The organism is Lentzea cavernae (assembly GCF_014653695.1).
Classification (GTDB): Bacteria; Actinomycetota; Actinomycetes; order Mycobacteriales; family Pseudonocardiaceae; genus Lentzea; species Lentzea cavernae.
The window spans coordinates 584,564-602,951 of record NZ_BNAR01000002.1 but is presented as its reverse complement, the minus strand read 5'-3'; the positions used below and the strand labels follow the sequence as shown (position 1 = coordinate 602,951).

Here is an 18,388-nt window from a genome sequence, read left to right as displayed (position 1 = left end):
CCCGGAACGCCAGGAGGAAGCCATGAAGCGCCCCGTACTCGAACCCGCCGCCGCCGAGTTCGCCGCCGCGACCGCCCAGCGGCCGTTCCTGTTCGAGATCGCTCCCGAAGAGGGCCGCAAGGCCGTCGACGAGGTGCAGTCGGGGGAGATCGACAAGCCCGGGGTCGACGAGCAGTGGGTCGAGCTGGACGGCTTCAAGGTCCGCGTGGTCAAGCCCGCCGGCGCCACCGGTGACCTCCCGGTCGTCCTCTACATCCACGGCGCGGGCTGGGTGTTCGGCAACGCCCACACCCACGACCGCCTGGTCCGCGAACTCGCCGTCGGCACCGGTGCGGCCGTCGTCTTCCCCGACTACTCGCTCTCGCCCGAGGCCCGCTACCCGGTCGCGATCGACCAGAACTACGCCACCGCGCGGTGGATCCAGAGCGAAGGCGCCTCCTACGGGCTGGACGCGACGCGCGTCGCGGTGGCGGGTGACTCGGTCGGCGGCAACATGGCGGCGGCGTTGACGTTGCAGGCCAAGGAGCGCGGCGACATCGCGCTCAAGGCCCAGGTGCTCTTCTACCCGGTGACCGACGCGTCCTTCGACACCGACTCGTACCTGCAGTTCGCCGAGGGCTACTTCCTGCGCCGCGACGGCATGCAGTGGTTCTGGGACCAGTACACGACCAACCCGGTCGAGCGCGCCGAGATCACCGCGTCCCCGTTGCGCGCCAGCACGGAACAGCTCGAAGGCCTGCCCCAGGCGCTCGTCATCACCGCCGAGGCGGACGTCCTGCGCGACGAGGGCGAGGCCTACGCCGACAAGCTGCGCGCCGCCGGCGTGCCCGTCACCGCTGTCCGGTACGCGGGTGTGATCCACGACTTCGTGATGCTGAACGCGTTGCGCGGCACGCATGCCGCCGAGGCCGCGATCAACCAGGCCGTGGCGTTCCTCCGCGAGGCCCTGAAGAACTAGCCGCGCTGGGTCCTCGTGACGTGGAACGGCGTGCCCTGCTGGCACGTGGTCATCGCACCGGGATCAGCCCGCCCGCTCACCTCCACCACGGCGCCGGCCACCGCGATCGCGGGGTCGGCGCCGAGCAGCAGGTACTGCTCACCCGGCGTGCTGAGGAGCGTGCACCCGGACTCGACACCGGCGGACACCGTGCCCCGCACCGTCTTCAGGGTCGGGTCGAGCGCACGGGACGGCGTGGGCAAGGTGGGCGGGGGAGCCGACGTCGGCGGCAGTGCCGAAACGCTCGGCGAGACGCTGCTCGGCGGGGGCGTGGCCGTGACGATCGACGACGTTTCGGTGGCCGACGAGCTTGACGCTGGAACCTCCGCGGGCGGAACTTGGCCGCACGAAGCCAGGACCACGCACAGCAGCACGGCCGCTAACCGGCGCATGTCACGTCACCTCCGGTGGACCACGGCGACCGGGCACGGCGCGTGGTGGAGCACAGCGTGGCTTACCGAGCCCAGGATTGCACGCTTCACGGCGCCACGGCCGTGACTTCCCACGGCGACGAGAGCAGCGCCGTCGGCCGCGCGGAGCAGTGCTCGGGCGGGAGCGTCGAAGGCGACCTCGTGGGAGACGTGCACGTCCGGCCACCGGGCGGCGTGCGGGGCGAGCTGTTCGTCGAGCAGCTTCAGCAGGTCCGCGCGCACGTGGTCGACGTCGGGTTCGGGTAGTTCGGCCCAGCCGGCGTCGTTGAACGCGTGGATGGCGAGGAGTTCGCGGCCGTGGCGGGCGGCGAACTCGAAGGCGAACGCGATGGCGTCCGTGGAGGTGTCGGAGCCGTCGACGCCGACGACCACGCGGCCCTCCAGCGGGCCGGAGCGGGTCACGACCACAGGACGTCCGCAGGTCGACACCAGTTCGAGGGCGGTGGAGCCCAGGACCATCTCGGCGATGCCGGTGCGGCCCGACGAGCCGAGCACGAGGACGTCGCCGTCCTCGGCGGCGAGGACGTCCACCGGGCGGCCCAGGCGCACGTGCGTGGTCACGTCGAGGTCCGGCCAGCTCGCCTTGATCTCCGCGGCGAGTCCGGCGAGGTGGTCCTCGGCGGCCTGGGACATCGTCTCCTCGGAGACGAACTCCGGCACCGGGACCGTCATCGGCGTGAACACAGGTTCCGGAAGAGGAGCCCGCACGGCCTGAACGACCTGCAACGACGCACCGGACCGGGAAGCCTCCTCGGCGCCCCAGAGCACCGCGCGCCGCGCCAGGTCGGAACCGTCGAAACCCACCACCACCGTGGACATGAGAAACCACCTCCGACCGGGGCATACCCGATCGGAGGTGGTTTCAAGAGTGATCCAGAACTAGTTGATGACGAACTGCGAACCCGGCTCGACGGTGATGTTGCCGTCCCTCGAGTTGGTGATCGTGACGTTCGTCAGCCGCGCCGACCCGCGGGCCTGGGCCATCGCGAGGATGCCCGAGCCGTTGTTGGACTTGTCGATGCGGACGTTGGTGATCTGCACGTCCGGCATGCCGCTGCCGCCGCCCTTGAACTGGATGCCGTCGTAGGTGGAGTCCAGGATCTCGGTGTCGCGGATGACGACGCCGGGGATGGGCAGGTTCTGCGAGAACAGCGTGATGGCGCCGAACTCCTGCGCCTCACCCCAGAACGCGCCGCCCGTGCGGTGCAGGGCGTTGTTGGCGAGCGTCGTCGTCCCGCCGAACGGCAGCGGGTCGTGGTCGGTCGCCAGCATGATGCCCGGGTAGTTGGCGGTGTCGGAGATGATGTTGTTCTCCGCGCGGTTGTTCGAGCCGCCGTAGATCGCGATCCCGTTGGCGCGCCAGGGGAGTGCGATCGTGTTGTTGAGGAACGCGTTGCCGCTGCCGGTGTCCACGTTCTGGTCCTTCACGTACTTCGACGACCACACGGCCAGCGCGTCGTCGCCCGTGGTGCGGAACGACGAGTTGAACACCGTGGAGTTGCGCGTGCCGTTGGCGAAGTTGATGCCGTCGGCGTAGGTGTTGCGGATGCGCATGCCGCTGAACAGCAGGCCGTCGCCGGGGTTCCAGCGGTCGGGCAGGTTGGTGTAGTCGCGGCCGACCCAGGCACCGACGTTGGCGTGCTCGATCCACACGTTGGTGATCTTGGTGTTCTTGCCGAACCGGCCGGTGAGGCCGACACCGCCCTCGGCGTTGCCGTCACCGCCGCGGATCCGGCCGGAACCGAAGATCGCGAAGTCGGACAGCTGCGTGTTGTCGTCGATGTCGAAGCCGAAGTTGCCCTCGTGCGGGTGGTTGATCGTGCCGGCGTCCTGCGGCTGCGTGAGCGAGAACAGCTGCGAGTGCCACATGCCCGCGCCGCGGACCGTGACGTTGCGGATGCCCACCTGGTTGTACTGACCGGAGTTGAACAGCGTCAGGATCTTCTTCTCCTGGCGGAACCTGCCCTCCGGGATCCAGACGCAGGGGATCTCCCCGTTCTGGTCGGCCGTCACGGCGCGCTGCAACGCGTCCGCGTCGTCGGTCTGGTCGTTCGGCGTGGCGCCGTACTGCGTGATCGAGACGCAGTCCGCCGGCTTCGAGGCCGCCGGGGCGACCTGCTCCAGGTCGACCAGGTCGATGACGTAGAACTGCGCGTTGTCACCGGAGTCGCGCTGCAGCTTGAACTTCGTGCCGGCCGGGTAGCTGTTCGCCAGCAGCTGCGAGGTCTCGTCGAACAGCCTGCGGGCGTCGCCGCCCGGACGGTTCGTGAGGCCCTCGGGGTCGTCGGTGGTGCCGTAGAGCCAGCTGTGGCGCGACGACAGGGTCAGCTTCTGCACGAACTGGTCGTTCGCGTAGAGGCTGATCGTCGCGTCCTGGCCGCCGCCCGCGGCGGCGTCCGGGACCGAGTTGCGCACGACGATCGAGTTCGTGCTGACCGTCGAGGTGATCTCCACGAACTGGCCCTGCGCGTCGAGGCGCACCGACTTGCGGCCCGAGGACTCGGACCCGAAGTTGGTGTGCCCGAACGTGCGCTCCGCGTCGGCCTGCACCAGCGTGCCCTGGTAGCGGCCCGCCTCCGCCTCGTAGGTGGTGAACGGCGTCGAAGCGCCGCGTCCGACCACAATGGACTGGGTCGCGGTGTTGTTGTTCTCGTTGGTCTCCGCCACCACGTTGGTCGCGTCGGCCGTGGCGGTCGCCGTGGCGCCACCGTTCGCGGCGGTCCAGGAACCGACGTTGACGGTGACGGTCTGACCGGCGTTGATCGCACCCGTGCTGGCGTTCAGCGTGCTGCCGCCGACGGACACGCGGGTCACCGAGGCGCCCGCCGCCGACGTGCCGCGGTTGTTGACCTGTACGGCGAACGTCACCTGCTGGCCCGCCGCCGGGGACGACGGGTTCGGCGTGACGCCGGTGATCTGCAGGTCCGGTCCCGGAGCCTGGCCGACGACCAGGGCGGAGCCGGAGGTGAAGGTGTTGTTGCCCTCGTTGGTCTCCGCGACCTGGTTGGCCGGGTCCACGGTGGCCGCGGCCGCGTAGGAACCTGCGCCCCGGCGGCCAGCGTCGACCGTGACGGTGGCGGTGGCGTTGGGAGCGAGCGCGCCCACCTGGGCCGAACCGGCGACGGTGCCGCCGAGCGTGGCGTTCAGGGTCGTCGCGCCGGACGCCACGGTGCCGCCGTTGCGCACGGTGGCGGTGAGCCTGATCGTGTCGGCCTCGCTCGGGTTCTGAGGCGTCCACGTCAGGTTCGTGACGGTCAGGTCGGGAGCGGGGGCGGAGGCGCCGAACACCTGGAACTCGGCGACCTGGCCGCCGGGCGCGCCGGTGTTCGAGTAGAAGTGCAGGCGCACGTCCGACGCGCGGCCGGACACCGGGATCGTGACGGTGTTGCCGGTGGCCGGGTCGAACCGGTAGTCGGCGCGGGCCTTCAGCGTGCCGAACGCGGACGCGCTCGCCTCACGGCCGAGCACCTCGAAGTTCTGCGTGCGCGCGCCCCAGGCGGAGTCCGGGTTGAGCTTCACGACGACGGAGGTGACGTCGGCGTTCGAGCCCAGCTTCGCGGTCAGGTGACCGGGAAGGCCGCTGGACTCCCAGTAGGACGCGGTGTTGCCGTCGACCGCGTTGCCCGGCACGAAGTTGTGCACGTGCCCGGACTCCTCGACCGGCTTGCCGGCGGCGAGGTTGTCACCGGGAGGCGGGTCGACGACGCCGCCGGACTCGCCGTGCACCTCGAACTCGCTGAGCTGGGCCGCGGACCAGCCGGTGTTCGCGGTGACCGTCACCCGCACGTACCGGGTGCTGGTCGCCGTGAAGTCCAGCGTCACCGTGTTGTTCGATCCGGGCGAGAGCACCCGTGCGCTGGAGCCCGCCAGGTCGCTGAACTGCGACCCGTTGGAACTCCCTTGCACGGCAAGCGTTTGCGAGCGCTGCTCCCAGTTCGAGGGCAGGCGCAGCACGACCTTGCTGACGCTCTTCGCGGCGCCGAGGTCGGCCTGCAGCCACTGGGGGAACGAGTTGTTCGTGCTCTCCCAGTAGCTGCCCTGGTTGCCGTCACCGGCGTTGCCGGCGCCGTAGGGACCGTTGCTGCTGGACGCGGTCAGGGTCGCGGACAGCCTGGCGACCGCGGCTCCCGCCGCGGGGGTCAATCCGAACAGTGCGAGTGCGCTGACCAACGCAGCGCTCACCGCACGCCTCATGAGCGTGGATTTCATGTGATCGTCCTTCGCGGCAGGGGTATCAGTTGTTGATGTTGATCTTGAAGGTGGACGTCGTGTTCTTGATGTCCTGGAAGTTGTTGCTGAACCTGAGGCCGTTGAACGTGACCTCGCCGACCGCCGGGCCCTGGTTCGCCTCCGGCATCTCGTTGGCCCACAACCCGAACCCGGACTTGGCGTCGAAGGCGTCGCCGCTCTTGCGCGCACCCGAGATGCTCACGTTGGACAGCACCGTGTCCTGGAAGACGTTCTCGGCCGCACCGTTGTACTTGGTCTGGAACATGATTCCGCTGTACGTCGGATCGATGATCTCGACGTCGCTCACCCGGATCCCGGTGTACTTCTTGGACGCGGAGAACATCCAGATCGCGCCGAACGTCTGCGCGCCCCAGAAGTGGCCGCCGGAGCGCACCAGGGTGAGGCCGCTGAACGTCGTCGGCTCCGGCCCGAAGTCCTCCATCGGGTACCCGAAGTCGAGCGAGCTGATCGTCACGGCGGAGTAGGTGAGCGTGTCCGCCACGTAGATGTTGCGGAACGTGTTGAGCTTGCCGCCGTAGACCGCGAGACCGGCCGCGCGCCACGGGGTCGTCACCGAGAGGTTCTCGAAGACGTTGTTCTGCTGGCCGCTTCCGCCGCCGTCGGTGGCGGCGAACAGCGCGAACGCGTCGTCACCGGTCGAGCGGGCCTCGATGTTCGCGACCCGGTTGCCCGCCGACCCGTTGGTCAGGTTGAGGCCGTCCGCGTACATGTCGCGGATGCGGCTGTCCCTGATGACGTTGTTGTCGACGTTGTTGCCCCAGAACAGGCACATCATGTGCTCGACCCAGATGTTCTCGATGGTCATGTTCTGGACGCCGGCGAAGTCGAACACCTTGCCGGGTCCGTTGATGCGCGCGGTGTAGTTGCCGAACACCGCGAACCCGCTGAACGTCGAGCCGCTCGCGGACGACGGCGCGGAGAAGCCGATGTCGGTGTTCTCCTGCCCGAGCGGGGCCTGGAACCGGGTGAACCAGGGACCCGCGCCGACGACCCGGACCGCCTTGCCGTAGACCTGGAACTTCTGCGCCGTCTGGTAGGTGCCCGCGGGCAGGTAGACGCCGATCAGGGCGCCGGTCGTGTCCATCCGGACGCGGTCGAGCGCGTTCTGCACGTCCTGGTGGGTGAACCCGGCGGGCACGGCGTACTTCGCCGCGTCGGGGTTGCCGGCGGCCGTCACCTGTTCGAAGTTCACGAAGTCGATCGCGTAGTTCGTGGTGTTGGCCGCGTCCTTCTGCAGCTTGATCTTCGTGCCCGCCGGGAACGTCGAGTTGAGCATCACGTTCGCCTCGTCGTAGATGTGGCGCGGCCCGCCCGCTCCCGGCGAGTTGCCCGGCTCGGCCTCGTTGCCGTACTGCCACATGTACTTCGACGTCAGGTCGATGGCCTTGTGGAACTGGCCGTTGACGTAGACGTTGAGGTTCGAGGTGATGCCGCCACCACCGGAGCTGTCCGGGATGGAGAACCGGGTGACGAGGGTGTTGGTGGGGCCCGCCGTGGTGAACTCGACGGACTGGCCGGTGCCGTTCAGCGTGACCGCGCGGCGGCCGGACGCCTCACCGGCGAGGTCGCCGATCGTCCTGTTCGGACTGAGGACCTGCGCGCCGCCGCCGGCGGTCGCGTCCTCGGCTTCGACGTGCTGCCACGGGACGCTGGCGCCGCGGCCGATGAACAGCGACTGCTCGCTGGTGTTGTTGCCCTGCTTGGCGGGGATCTCGTTGCCGTCGTTGGCGATCACCGTGCGCACGGTGTACCGGCCGTTGGCGGCGGGCCACGTGCCGAGGTTGACCGCGGCGGTGGTGGCACCGGCGTTGATCGTGCCGTTGTGGCTGCCGGTCAGCGTCCGGATGGTCTGGCCGCTGCTGTTCAGGATCGTGACGGTGATGCCGTGGGCGCCGGCCGCGCTCGCGATGCTGCCCTGGTTCTTGAGTGCGACGCTGAACGTGGTGCTCTGGCCGTTGCCCGGGTTGCTCGGCGACCAGGACGGCACGGCGACCAGGTCGGAGCTCGGGACCGGCGTCACGACGAGCCGGTCGGGGTGGACGCGGGCGTTGTTGGTCTCGTTCTGCTCCGCCACCTTCTTGGTCTCGTCGACCTTGGCGGTGTACTCGTAGGAACCCTCCGGACGAGCGGAGACCGTCGTGCCCACGTTCGCCTGCGCACCCGCTGCGAGCGCGCCGACCTGTGCCGTGCCGACCGCGGTGGCGCCGAGGAAGAACGTCACGTCGGTGGCTCCCGACGAGGCGCTACCGGCGTTGCGGACGGTGGCGTTCAGCGTGATCTGGTCGGTCTCGACGGGGGCCGACGGCGTGAACGACGTCGCGGTGACGGTGAGGTCGGGGTTCGGGGCAGGGGTGCCGAACACCTGGATCTCCGCCACCTGGGCGCCGGGCGCGCCGGTGTTGGACGTGAACCGGAGCTGCACGTCGGCGACGCGGGCCGAGGCGTTGATCGTGATCGTGTTGCCGCTGGACGGGTCGAAGCGGTAGTCGCGGCCGGCGACGAGGCTCGTGAAGCCGGTGGCGTTCTGCTCGCGGCCGAGGACCTCGACGTTCTGCGTGCGGGCGCCCCAGGCGGGGTCGGGGTTGAGCTTGACCGCCACGGAGGCGACGTCCGCGTTCGATCCCAATTGGACGGTCAGCGTGCCGGGGAACCCGTTCGACTCCCAGTAGCTGGCGAGGTTCCCGTCGTTCGCGTTGGCGGCGACGAAGTTGTGCACGTTGTTGTTCGCCGTGACGGGCTTGCCCTGCGCCAGGTTCGTGCCGGTGGCGCCCTCGCGTGTCACGGTGTTGCTGGCGGGGGACTGGTTGCCGGCCGCGTCCTTCGCGACGACGTGGTAGCTCACGCGCAGGCCGTCGGGCTGGCTGTCGGTGTGGGTCGTGCCGGTGACCGTGGTGCGCAGGGTGCCGTTGGCGTAGACGTCGTAGCCGGTGACGCCGACGTTGTCGGTGCTCGCGTTCCACGTCAGCCGGATCTGCCCGGCCTGCGGCTGGGTGAAGGCCAGGTTGGCGGGCGCGCTCGGGGCCTGCGAGTCACCGCCCGTGGGGCCCTGCACCTCGAACTCGCTGATCTGACCCGCCGGCCAGCCGGTGTTCGCGGTGATCCGCAGCCGGACGTACCGCGTGGTGGCCGCGGTGAAGTCGATGGCGACGGTGCTGCCGCTCGCCGGGTTGAAGTCGTACCCCCTGCTCGCCACGAGGTCCGAGAAGTTCTGCCCGTCCGTGCTGCCCTGGACCGCGAGGGTCTGGGTGCGGGCGCCCCACCCGCCGGTCGGGGTCTTCAGCACGACGCGGTCGGCCTTCAGCGCGGCGCCGAGGTCGGCCTGGATCCATTGCGGGAACGCGTTGTTCGCGCTCTCCCAGTAGGTGCTCTGGTTGCCGTCTCCGGCGTTGCCCGGGCCGTAGTTCTGGCTGACGCTGCTTGCGCTGTAGGTGGCCTGCAGCAGGGCGCTCGCGGCGGCTTCGTGGACCTCGAGCTTGGCCGTGGTCTTCGTGGCGCGGACGTGCCGGACGAGCGTCGGGTCGACCGTGAAGGTGAGCTTGCCGTTCTTGAACTCGTGCGGCTGTTCCGCGACCAGCGTCGACCAGCCTCTGCCGTCGAGGCTCGTCTGCACGGCGAAGGTCTCCGTGCCGTTTCTGGGCGAGGACAACGTGATCCGGTCGATCTTGGTCTGCTCGGACAGGTCGAGGCTGACCGGTGCCGCCTGTGCCGCGGGGGAGATCGTCAGGGTGGCCGCGACGGTGACCAGAGCTGTCAGAGGGGCTAGCAGGGAGCGAGCGCGTGTCGTCGGTGACATGGCGGGCTTGGCCCTTCTCGGTGGGGACGCGAGGGGGGTGTGGCGCGCCTCACCGTAGAAGTGTCCAGCAGATTACCGCAATATCTCGACGTGATTGCGCAAATTTGCGACATAGCGCTCTGAACAGGAAAGACGAGCGCTGCTTGCTGTGTCCGACCAGTGTCTCAGGGTGCACAAGGCCGATCACCAGCAGCTGGACAGACGGGGTTGATGGAGGTTCGGACCCGAACCTGCTCGAAAAATTGATTTGGTGGCGATGCGGGCGCTTGCGCTGACTTGCGACTGCGTTGCGGCCGTTGCGTAAGGTTTGCGCAAGTTTCAGAGCGTCGCGAACAGTTTTCTGGCTCGGTTCAGCAGATCCAGCCTGTGCTCACGCTTCCGCAGCGAGTGCCCCTCGCCGGGGTAGACGACGAGTTCAGAGTGCGGCACTGCGCCGTGCAGGAGTTCGGCTTGCTCCACCGGCACGTTGGTGTCGTCCGCCCCGTGCACGATCAACATCGGCGTGGAGATCCGGTCCGCGTAGGTGAGCGGGCTGTGTTCCGCGCTGTCGCCCAGGGCCGCCTCGAACGCGCCCCACTCGCCGGTGGCGATCAGCCGGGGCCAGTCGGAGATGCCCGCGCCGACCAGCGCCGCCTTGAACCTGCTCGTGCGCGTCGTCGCCCAGGCGGCCATGAACCCGCCGTGGCTCCAGCCGGCGATGCCGAGCCGGTTCTCGTCCGCGACCCCCTGCCCGACGAGCAGGTCGATGCCCGCCTCGACGTCGTGCCACTCCTCCTGGCCCACCCTCTTCGCGACGGCCGCGGCGAACTCGTGGCCGCGGCCCTGCCCGCCCCGGGAGTTGGGCAGGAAGGTCGCGATCCCCTGGTGCGCGAACCATTGCGCCGACGGCACCCAGTGCAGCTGCAGGTCGTCCGTCCAGCGGTCGTAGGGACCGCCGTGGATCAGGGTGACGAGGGGGAACGGCCCGTCCCGTCTCGACCTGCCGACCGGGAGCACCAGCAGGCCGTCGAGCTCCAGGCCGTCGCGGGCCGGGTAGCGCAGGCGTTCCTGCGTGCCCCAGGGGATGCCGTCGAGGTCGCGGTAGCGGGGAGGAAGGTGCGATCCCGTGACACGGCCGAGGAACGTGCCGTCGAGCCTGTGGAACTCCGTGTCGAGGCCTGTCGCGACGACCACGACCGGTGCGTTGCCGTCGTCCTGCACGAGGTCGACCGGGCACGCCGGCATGCCCTCGGTGAGGTTGCGGTGGCGTTGGTCGAAGATCGCGTTGCCGCCCTGCAGGTGCGGCGGTGTCAGCGCCAGGTAGCAGACCTCGCCGCCCCACCACACCGGCGAACCGGCGTCCGCCGGTGTCGCGCCCAGGTCGGTGATTCGGCCGTTCTCGACCACGTGCAGCGCGGGGTTCAGCAGGCCGGGGTCGATCTTCGGCGACGACCAGGTGATCACGGCGAGCCGGCCGTCGGGGTGCCGCGCGACCTCGGCGACGTGACGGCCCGGCACGTCCACTCCGGTGGGCGCGGGTCTGCTCGGCGGTGCGCTGTGGGCGACGACGATCTCATCGGTCAGTTCCCGCACTCGGTCTCCTTCGCTTGATCTCCAGCTAACTACAGGTTTTACGGTCGGGTCCATGACGATTCTCGTGACAGGTGCCACCGGGAACGCCGGGCGCCAGGTGGTCGGCGAACTGCTCGCGCTGGGCCACGACGTCCGCGCCCTCACCAGGAACGCCGCCACGGCGCGGTTCCCGGCCGGGGTGGAGGTCGTCGAGGGCGACCTGACCAGACCGGAGACGGTCCCGTTCGACGGCGTGTCCGGCGTGCACCTGCTGACCAACGCGGGTGACGACTACGCGGAACTGCACACCGGGCCGGAACTGGTGGCGCGGGCGGAGAAGGCCGGTGTCCGCAGGGTCACCTCGCTGTGGAGCGGGTCTCACAGTCCGCTGGAGGACGCGGTCACGGCGAGTTCGCTGGAGTGGACCGTGCTGCGACCGGTGGACTTCATGTCGAACACGCTGAGCTGGGCCGAGTCGGTGCGCCTCAAGGGGGAGGTGCGGGAGCCGTTCGCGTACCCGCGGAGTGCGCTCGTGCACGAAGGCGACATCGGCGCGGTGGCGGCCGCCGTGCTCGCGAGGGGTGGGCACGGCGGCCGCACGTACACGCTGACAGGGCCGGAATCGCTGTCCGTGCCGGAACAGGTGGCCGTGATCGGCGAGGCGATCGGCCGGGAGATCACCTACGTCGAGCAGACCGAGCAGGAGGCGCGGGACGAGATGCTCGCGGCGGGAAGGTCCGCCGAGGTGGCCGACTTCGTCCTCGCGTGGAAGCGGGACATGCCCGCCGCGGGGTACACGGTGGTGCGCGACGTCGAGGACGTGCTGGGAAGGCCCGCGCGCTCGTTCGCCTCGTGGGCTCGCGAGCACGCGGGCGCGTTCGTCAGCGCAGCAGGTACGCGCCGATGATCGTCTGCTCCACCGTCTGACCGCTGCCGGACGCCTTGGCGCGCAAGGACACCGACTTCGCGTCCTTCGGGTGCGCGAGCAGCACGCGGTTGGCCGTGACCGGCGTTCGCTTCCACGTCTTGCCCGCGTCGTAGGACACCTCGACGGACGTGACGCGCACCGAGCCCACCTGCGACTGGGTGGAGATCGGCACGGCCAGCATCTGGCCGGCGCGGGCGAAGCCGTCGTCGTCGAGCTGCGGGGTGAAGCGGACGACCGACAGCGGCAGCGCGGCCCGCTGCGCCGTGGTGTCGCTGCGGAACGTCCATACCCCGGACACCTCGCTGCTCAGGGCCGTGTCGCGGCTCGCGGACGTCTCGACGCGGTAGTTCGCGGCGCCGGGCTGCACGTCGAGCATCGCCCAGCCGGCCTCGGCCGTCTCGACCGCCTTCACGCCGTCGCGGTAGACCGTCGTCTTCGCCTCGGCCACGGGGCCGTAGCCCTCGTTGCCCGCGCTGTCGCCGTACAGCGGCACGGTGACGCGGACGAAGTCGCCGGTGCGGAACGAGTGCGGGACGTCGCGGGCCGGGGGCAGCGCCGGGCCGAACACCGCGCGGTTGAACGGTTCCACGTACGAGCGGCCCGGCTTGTAGTGCCGCAGCGGGGTGACGAGCGCGCCGATGTTGCCGGTCTCGTCGAACAGGTTGAACCGGCGCGACCAGTCGCCGCCCTCGCCGCCGTAGTACTCGGTGCGCGGGCCCGCGGTCAGGTTGTCCAGGGAGCCGTAGGTCCAGTCGGCGCGACCCTCGGGAGACGAGGTGTGGCCGATCGAGGCGCTCTGGCCGGGCTTGAGGGCGGGCATGTCGACCTTGACCGTCGCCAGGTCCTTCTTCGCGACCGTCTTCGTCAGGCCGTTCGGCGCGGAACCCTTCTGGTACCAGGCCAGTCCGTAGAAGTCCGGGCCCGCGTTCCAGAACGTGGCGATCTTGCCGGTGACCTCCTTCGACTCCGGTCCGATGCTCGCGACGCCGAGGTGGTCGATCGAGCCGCCGACGGAGAAGTTGCCGATGGTGTAGCTCGTGCCGTTCACGACGCGTTCGAAACCGGTCTGCAGCAACGAGAGCTGCGCGGTCACCGGCAGCGTCACCTTCACCGGCTTGGCCTGGCGGGCGTCGAGGGTGATCGTCGCCGGTCCCGAGACGGTCAGGTTCGGGTAGTTGATGACGTCGTGGGTGTAGGCGCCGGTGCCGGACGACATGACGCTGCTGGTCAGGATGTAGCGGCCCTTGGCCACTCGGGCGAGGCCCGTGGTGCTGTTCGGCCAGACGCGGGCGCCGGTGTCGACGTTGGTCATGCTCGCGAACGTCGAGGTCGTCGTGGCGCCGGACCGCTCGATCCCGGTGATCGTGACGTCGTAGCTCTCCACCTCCAGGTCGGCCACGACGGCCGTGCGCAGGCCGCTCGCGACGACCGAGCCGCCGAACACGCCCCCGTCGGGCTGCTTGGCCAGGTCCGCGGTGACGACGGCCTTCGCACTGCCGCCCGCCGGGACCGTGAGCGTGGCGGGGGAGACGCTGAACAGCGTGCCGGTGGTCTCCGTCGACAGGTCGAGCGTGACCGGCTCGGAGCCAGCGTTGGAGTAGGTGATCTCCTGCGACAGAGGGGTTTCCCCGGTGTGCGGCCACTGGTGCGTGCCGAAGCTGATGTTCGTGGGGCTGGACGTCACGTTCTGCTTGATCAGCTTGGTGACGTCGACGCGGCCGGAGCCCTGTTCGAACGGGGTCAGGTTCGCGGTGGGCGTCGTGGTGCCGGTGAGCCTGGCCTTGAGGGCGGCGCCGTTCAGGTCCGGGTGCTGCTGGCGCAGGAGCGCCGCCGCGCCCGCGACGTGCGGGGTCGCCATCGAGGTGCCGTCGAGCGAGGTGTAGCCGTCGGCGACGGGCGCGCCGATCCGGCCGTCGGAGTGCAGGGCGGCGACGATGCCGACGCCGGGCGCGGTGAGGTCGGGCTTGAGCGTGCCGGCCTGCGTCGGGCCGCGGCTAGAGAACTCGGCGATCCTGTTGTCGTGGTCCACGGCCCCGACGGTCAGCGCCGCGTCCGCCGAACCGGGCGAACCGACGGTCCGCGCGTTCGGGCCGCTGTTGCCGGCGGCGACGACGAACAGCGCGCCCTTCTCGGCGCTGAGGCGGTTCACGGCCTCTTCGAGGGGCTCGACCGCGGGGGTGTCGTACCCGCCGAGGCTCATGTTGATGATCTGGGCGCCCTGCTCGATCGCCCACTCCATGCCGGCGATGATCCCGCTGTCCTGACCGGAACCGTTGTCGCCCAGCACCTTCACGTCGAGGATCTGCGCGTCCGGCGCGACACCGCGGTACTTGCCGCCGCTCTTCGCCCCGGTGCCCGCGACGATCGACGCGACGTGAGTGCCGTGGCCGTAGTGGTCGCCGTTGTCCGGAGAGGTCGTGAAGTTGCGCTCCCCGACCTCGCGGTCCTTCAGGTCCGGGTGGGTGTTGTCGACGCCCGTGTCGAGGACGGCGACCGTGACGCCCTTGCCGGTGAGACCCGCCGCGTACGCCGCCGGGGCGTTGATCTGCGCGACGCTGCGGTCGAGGTTCGCCTTGCGCCGGGCGTCGAGCCAGATCTTCTTCGCGCCCGAGGCCGACAGCGTGCCGACCAGCGGCGTCTTGGCCGCGTCGAACGCCACACCGTTGATGCTGCGCAGCGGGAGACCGGACTGCCCGCTCAGCGTGCCCTCGGGGTAGGTGGCGATCACCGGCAGGGCGCCGTCGTACGTCGCGAGCTCGGTGACGTCGAAGAGCCGCTCGTCGAGGCGGCCGTCCGCGATCAACGGGATGGCGTCGTGCGGCACCACGTACTCATGGCCCTGCACGGTGTAGGTGGAGAACAGGACGCGCTCACGGCCGGGGGCCGGTTTGACCGCCCGCTGCCCGGTGAGCACCTGGTCACCGGTGATCAGCGTGACGGTGGGCGCCTGCGCGGCCGGTCTCGGGGGAGAGGCATGGGCCTGGCCGGCGGTGAGCAGGGCGCCGGCCAGCACGACGACTCCGAGTAAGCGCACCCGGTCCTCCGTAGGTCTCGTGAGAGCGTTCTCACGGACCGTAGTGAGGTGCTCACGTGGGTGACAAGGTCTACACCAATTTCCGGTACGCTTTACTCTTCGTCCCGTGACGGGCCTGCGTGAACGCAAGAAGGCGGCGACCAGGGAAGCCCTGGGTGACGCCGCCCGGAGTCTGTGCGTGGAGCACGGCCTCGACCGGGTGACGGTGGAGCAGATCGCGCGGGCGGCCGGCGTGTCCCTGCGGACGTTCTTCAACTACTTCTCCTCCAAGGAGGAAGCCGTCGTAGCCGGCGACACGGCCACGGCGCTCGCGTTCGTGGAGGAGTTCGCCGCCCGGCCCTCGGACGAACCGGTGCTGGTCGCGCTGCGCGAGGCGTTGCACTCGATCTACCCGCGCCACGTCGACCTCGACCGGCTCCGCCAGGTGCGCGAGCTGCGCCGCCATCCTGCGCTGCTGCCGCACGTGTTCGCTGCCTACTCCGCTCGTGAGCAGGCGTTGGCGTCGGCCATCGCGGTGCGGTGCGGGGTGGACCCGTTGGACGACCCCTATCCGGCTGTGACGGCGTCGGCGATCCTCGCGTCGATGCGCGCGGTCGTGCAGTGGTGGTTGGACACGCCTCAGGCGGCGGAGAGGTACACGGCTACCGAGCTGGTCGGCCGGATGATCGACCAGCTCGGGGCCGGGTTCACGAGGTAGCCGGGACGTCCTGGGTAGCCGCGCCGCTTCGGGGGTGCTTGCTCGTCGCTCCTGCCGCGCGGGCTCGCGGGACACCAGCCTGGGTCCCGCGAGTCTTGTCTGCGACGGTCGCGGCCGAGAGCCCGGAGTCGGGCACCGCCGCAGCACCCGAACACGCCGTGGCACGAGGCCGCCGCTCTCCCGACCGCGACCCCACCGAACGGACCCGCGCGACAAACCCTGGATCAGGTCACCAGGTCACCGGGAGCGAGTGCACGCCGTAGATGGACATGTCGGTCCGCAACGGCACCTCGTCGGCGGGCACGGCGAGCTTCAACTCCGGCAGGCGGCGCAGCAGTTCAGTGAAGCCGACCGCCATCTCCACGCGCGCCAGTTGCTGGCCGAGGCACTGGTGGATGCCGTGGCCGAACGCCACGTGGTGGCCGCGCGGGCGGTCGACCCTGAGTTCGTGCGGGTCGTCGTACTGGCTGTCGTCGCGGTTGACCGCGGGCACCGACACGACGACCGTCTCGCCGGCGCGGATGGTGGCGTCGCCGATGACGACGTCCTCCTTGGCGTGGCGGGAGACGCCGGAGCTGATGATCGACAGGTAGCGCAGGAGCTCCTCGACCGCGTTGTCGACCAGTGCGGGGTCGTCGCGGAGCTTGGCGAACTGGTCGGGGTGTTCGAGCAGGGCGAACGTGCCGAGGGCCAGCATGTTCGCCGTGGTCTCGTGGCCGGCGATCAGCAGGAGGTTCGCGATGCCGACCAGTTCGTCGACGGTGAGGTCGGTGTCGCGCACCAGGCCGGAGAGCAGGTCGTCGCCGGGTGCCTTCTGCTTGTCTACGACGAGCTTGTGCATGAACCGGCGCAGGTCGGTGCCGTTCTTGATCTGCTCGTCGACGGTGGTGTTGAGGCTGAGCAGTTTGGCCGTGCGCTGCTGGAACTCGTCACGGTCGCCGTAGTCGACGCCGAGCAGTTCGCAGATCACGAGTGACGGCACCGGCAGCGCGAAGTCGTGCACGAGATCGGCCGGCGGTCCCTTCTCGATCATCGCGTCGAGGGCGCTGGTGACGATCTCGTGCACTCGGGGCGTCAGGTCGCGCATCCTGCGCACGGTGAACTGGCCGGTCAGCAGCCTGCGGAAGCGGGTGTGCCGGGGAGCGTCCATGAAGATGAACGACCCGGCCTGCCGCTCCGGCGGGAACATCTCCGCGTGCAGCTCGGGGGAGATCAGGGCCCTGGCGCGCGGGCTGTTGATCCGGTCCGAGCTCATCTCGGGTGCGGCGAGCACCGCCCGGGCCTCGTCGTGGCCGGTGACGAGCCAGACGGTCTCACCCTTGTGCTCGATCCGGTGGATCCGCCCCTGCCCGCTCAGCTCGGTGAGCCCCGCGGCCGGGTCGAACGGGCACCCGGCGCGCTTCTCGATGAGTTCGGCAGGCAGCTGCGGACGGATGAGCTGCGCCGCGTTGCGCTGCCGCTCGGCCGTGGTCATGGCTTCCCCTGTCTGACCCGGTGTGACCGGGTCGTGGCTCGGCGTCACCTCCAAGTTACTCAAACTTGCGCGTTGTGCAAGATTTTTAGGACGTCTTTAGACGGCGAACACCTGGGAGTCGTCCGCGAAGGCCTTGAACTCGAGCGCGTTGCCCGCCGGGTCCAGCAGGAACATCGTCCACTGCTCGCCGGGCTCGCCCTTGAAGCGCACGTACGGCTCGATGACGAACTTCGTGCCGGCGTTCGTCAGCTTCTCCGCGAGGACCTGGAACTCCTCGACGGTCAGGACCAGGCCGAAGTGGGGGACCGGCACGTCGTGGCCGTCGACCGGGTTGCTGACGCGCTCGGTCCTCGCCGGCGCGAGGTGGGTGACGAACTGGTGGCCGTGCAGGTTCCAGTCGACCCAGGTGTCGGAACTGCGGCCCTGCTCGAGGCCGAGCGTCTCGCCGTAGAAGCGGCGGGCGGCGGCGAGGTCGTCGACGGGCATGGCCAGGTGGAAGCGCGGGATGTTCGGCATGTAAGAATGTTAACATTGAGACAAGAGGTCGTCTTGTTAACATTGCTCACATGACACTCGGTCCGGCACGACGGCGAGGCCTGGGCAGCGAGGTCGCCGACCTGGTCCGCGAGGCGATCTTCGACGGCCGCTACCCGCCGGGCAGCGCCCTGCGCGAGGTCGAGCTGTCCGAGGCGCTGCAGGTCTCCCGGGGCCCCGTCCGCGACGCGCTGCGCGTGCTGGAACGCGAGGGCCTGGTCCGCGCCGAATGGCACCGGGGCACCACCGTTGCCGTCCTCTCGTTGCAGGACGTGGCCGAACTGGACAGCCTGCGCGGGGCCCTGGAGGTCCTGGCCGTGGAGCGAGTGGTGGCCACGGGCGCCTCCCTGGACGAGATCTCCGCCGCGGCGGAGGAGATGGAGCGCGCCCGCACACCGCACGAGATGGTGCGCTGCGACATCGCGTTCCACGACGCCGTGTACGCCGCCGCCGGGCACTCGCGTCTCGTCCAGGCGTGGGAGGCGATCAGGTCGCAGGTGCACCTGTTCCTGCTCACTCGGGTGCAGCTGAGCACGGACGGGTACCTGGAGCAGATCCGGGAGGAGCACCGGGACCTGGTGGCGGCGCTGCGCCTGGGGAACGCGGAGGGCGCGCTGAAGCTGTTCGCGGTCCACCGCAGGCACGCGTTCGACGTGCTCAACTCCGGATCCTGAGAGCGCGGCCACAACGGCCTTGCC

At 69.8% G+C, this 18,388-nt stretch carries 12 protein-coding genes; 4 read left to right on the top strand and 8 right to left on the bottom strand.

Features of this window, described 5'->3' with window-relative positions; all coding sequences use genetic code 11:
- Positions 1-22 precede the first annotated feature (22 nt).
- Entirely contained in the window at positions 23-958 is a 936-nt protein-coding gene (locus IE307_RS08715) for an alpha/beta hydrolase (protein ID WP_191297331.1), read from the top strand.
- Here IE307_RS08715 and IE307_RS08710 read toward each other — a convergent pair.
- The 5 genes from IE307_RS08710 to IE307_RS08690 form a co-directional block, all read right to left on the bottom strand.
- Positions 955-1,389 (bottom strand): hypothetical protein, encoded by a 435-nt coding sequence (locus IE307_RS08710; RefSeq protein ID WP_191297330.1) that lies wholly within the window; start codon positions 1,387-1,389, stop codon positions 955-957. The genes IE307_RS08715 and IE307_RS08710 overlap by 4 nt on opposite strands.
- Before the next feature lie 6 nt (positions 1,390-1,395).
- On the bottom strand, positions 1,396-2,247 hold the full coding sequence (locus IE307_RS08705) for a universal stress protein (RefSeq protein WP_191297329.1): 852 nt from the start codon (positions 2,245-2,247) through the stop codon (positions 1,396-1,398).
- A gap of 60 nt (positions 2,248-2,307) precedes the next feature.
- Positions 2,308-5,637, bottom strand: coding sequence for a CARDB domain-containing protein (locus tag IE307_RS08700; protein ID WP_191297328.1), 3,330 nt, complete (start codon positions 5,635-5,637; stop codon positions 2,308-2,310).
- Positions 5,638-5,662: 25 nt separating this feature from the next.
- Positions 5,663-9,472, bottom strand: a complete 3,810-nt coding sequence (locus IE307_RS08695) for a discoidin domain-containing protein (protein ID WP_191297327.1) — start codon at positions 9,470-9,472, stop codon at positions 5,663-5,665.
- Between the two features lie 318 nt (positions 9,473-9,790).
- Entirely contained in the window at positions 9,791-11,044 is a 1,254-nt protein-coding gene (locus IE307_RS08690; protein WP_229904532.1) for an alpha/beta hydrolase family protein, read from the bottom strand.
- Positions 11,045-11,096: 52 nt separating this feature from the next.
- Between IE307_RS08690 and IE307_RS08685 the strand changes: the two genes are divergently transcribed.
- Positions 11,097-11,930, top strand: a complete 834-nt coding sequence (locus tag IE307_RS08685; RefSeq protein WP_191297325.1) for an NmrA family NAD(P)-binding protein — start codon at positions 11,097-11,099, stop codon at positions 11,928-11,930.
- On the opposite strand, the gene IE307_RS08680 is transcribed toward IE307_RS08685, so the two are convergent.
- Complete coding sequence (locus IE307_RS08680; protein ID WP_191297324.1) at positions 11,905-14,985, bottom strand: S8 family peptidase; 3,081 nt, start codon at positions 14,983-14,985, stop codon at positions 11,905-11,907. The genes IE307_RS08685 and IE307_RS08680 overlap by 26 nt on opposite strands.
- Positions 14,986-15,091: 106 nt before the next feature.
- Between IE307_RS08680 and IE307_RS08675 the strand changes: the two genes are divergently transcribed.
- Positions 15,092-15,682 (top strand): TetR/AcrR family transcriptional regulator, encoded by a 591-nt coding sequence (locus IE307_RS08675; protein ID WP_191297323.1) that lies wholly within the window; start codon positions 15,092-15,094, stop codon positions 15,680-15,682.
- Between the two features lie 229 nt (positions 15,683-15,911).
- Here IE307_RS08675 and IE307_RS08670 read toward each other — a convergent pair whose 3' ends face one another.
- The gene (locus IE307_RS08670; RefSeq protein WP_191297322.1) at positions 15,912-17,156 is read right to left on the bottom strand and encodes a cytochrome P450; all 1,245 of its coding nucleotides are present in this window, start codon (positions 17,154-17,156) and stop codon (positions 15,912-15,914) included.
- A gap of 96 nt (positions 17,157-17,252) precedes the next feature.
- Positions 17,253-17,672, bottom strand: a complete 420-nt coding sequence (locus IE307_RS08665) for a VOC family protein (RefSeq protein WP_191297321.1) — start codon at positions 17,670-17,672, stop codon at positions 17,253-17,255.
- A gap of 50 nt (positions 17,673-17,722) precedes the next feature.
- Between IE307_RS08665 and IE307_RS08660 the strand changes: the two genes are divergently transcribed.
- Positions 17,723-18,364 carry a GntR family transcriptional regulator gene (locus IE307_RS08660; protein ID WP_191297320.1) on the top strand — a complete coding sequence of 214 codons (642 nt, stop codon included), beginning with the start codon at positions 17,723-17,725 and terminating at the stop codon, positions 18,362-18,364.
- Positions 18,365-18,388: the final 24 nt, after the last annotated feature.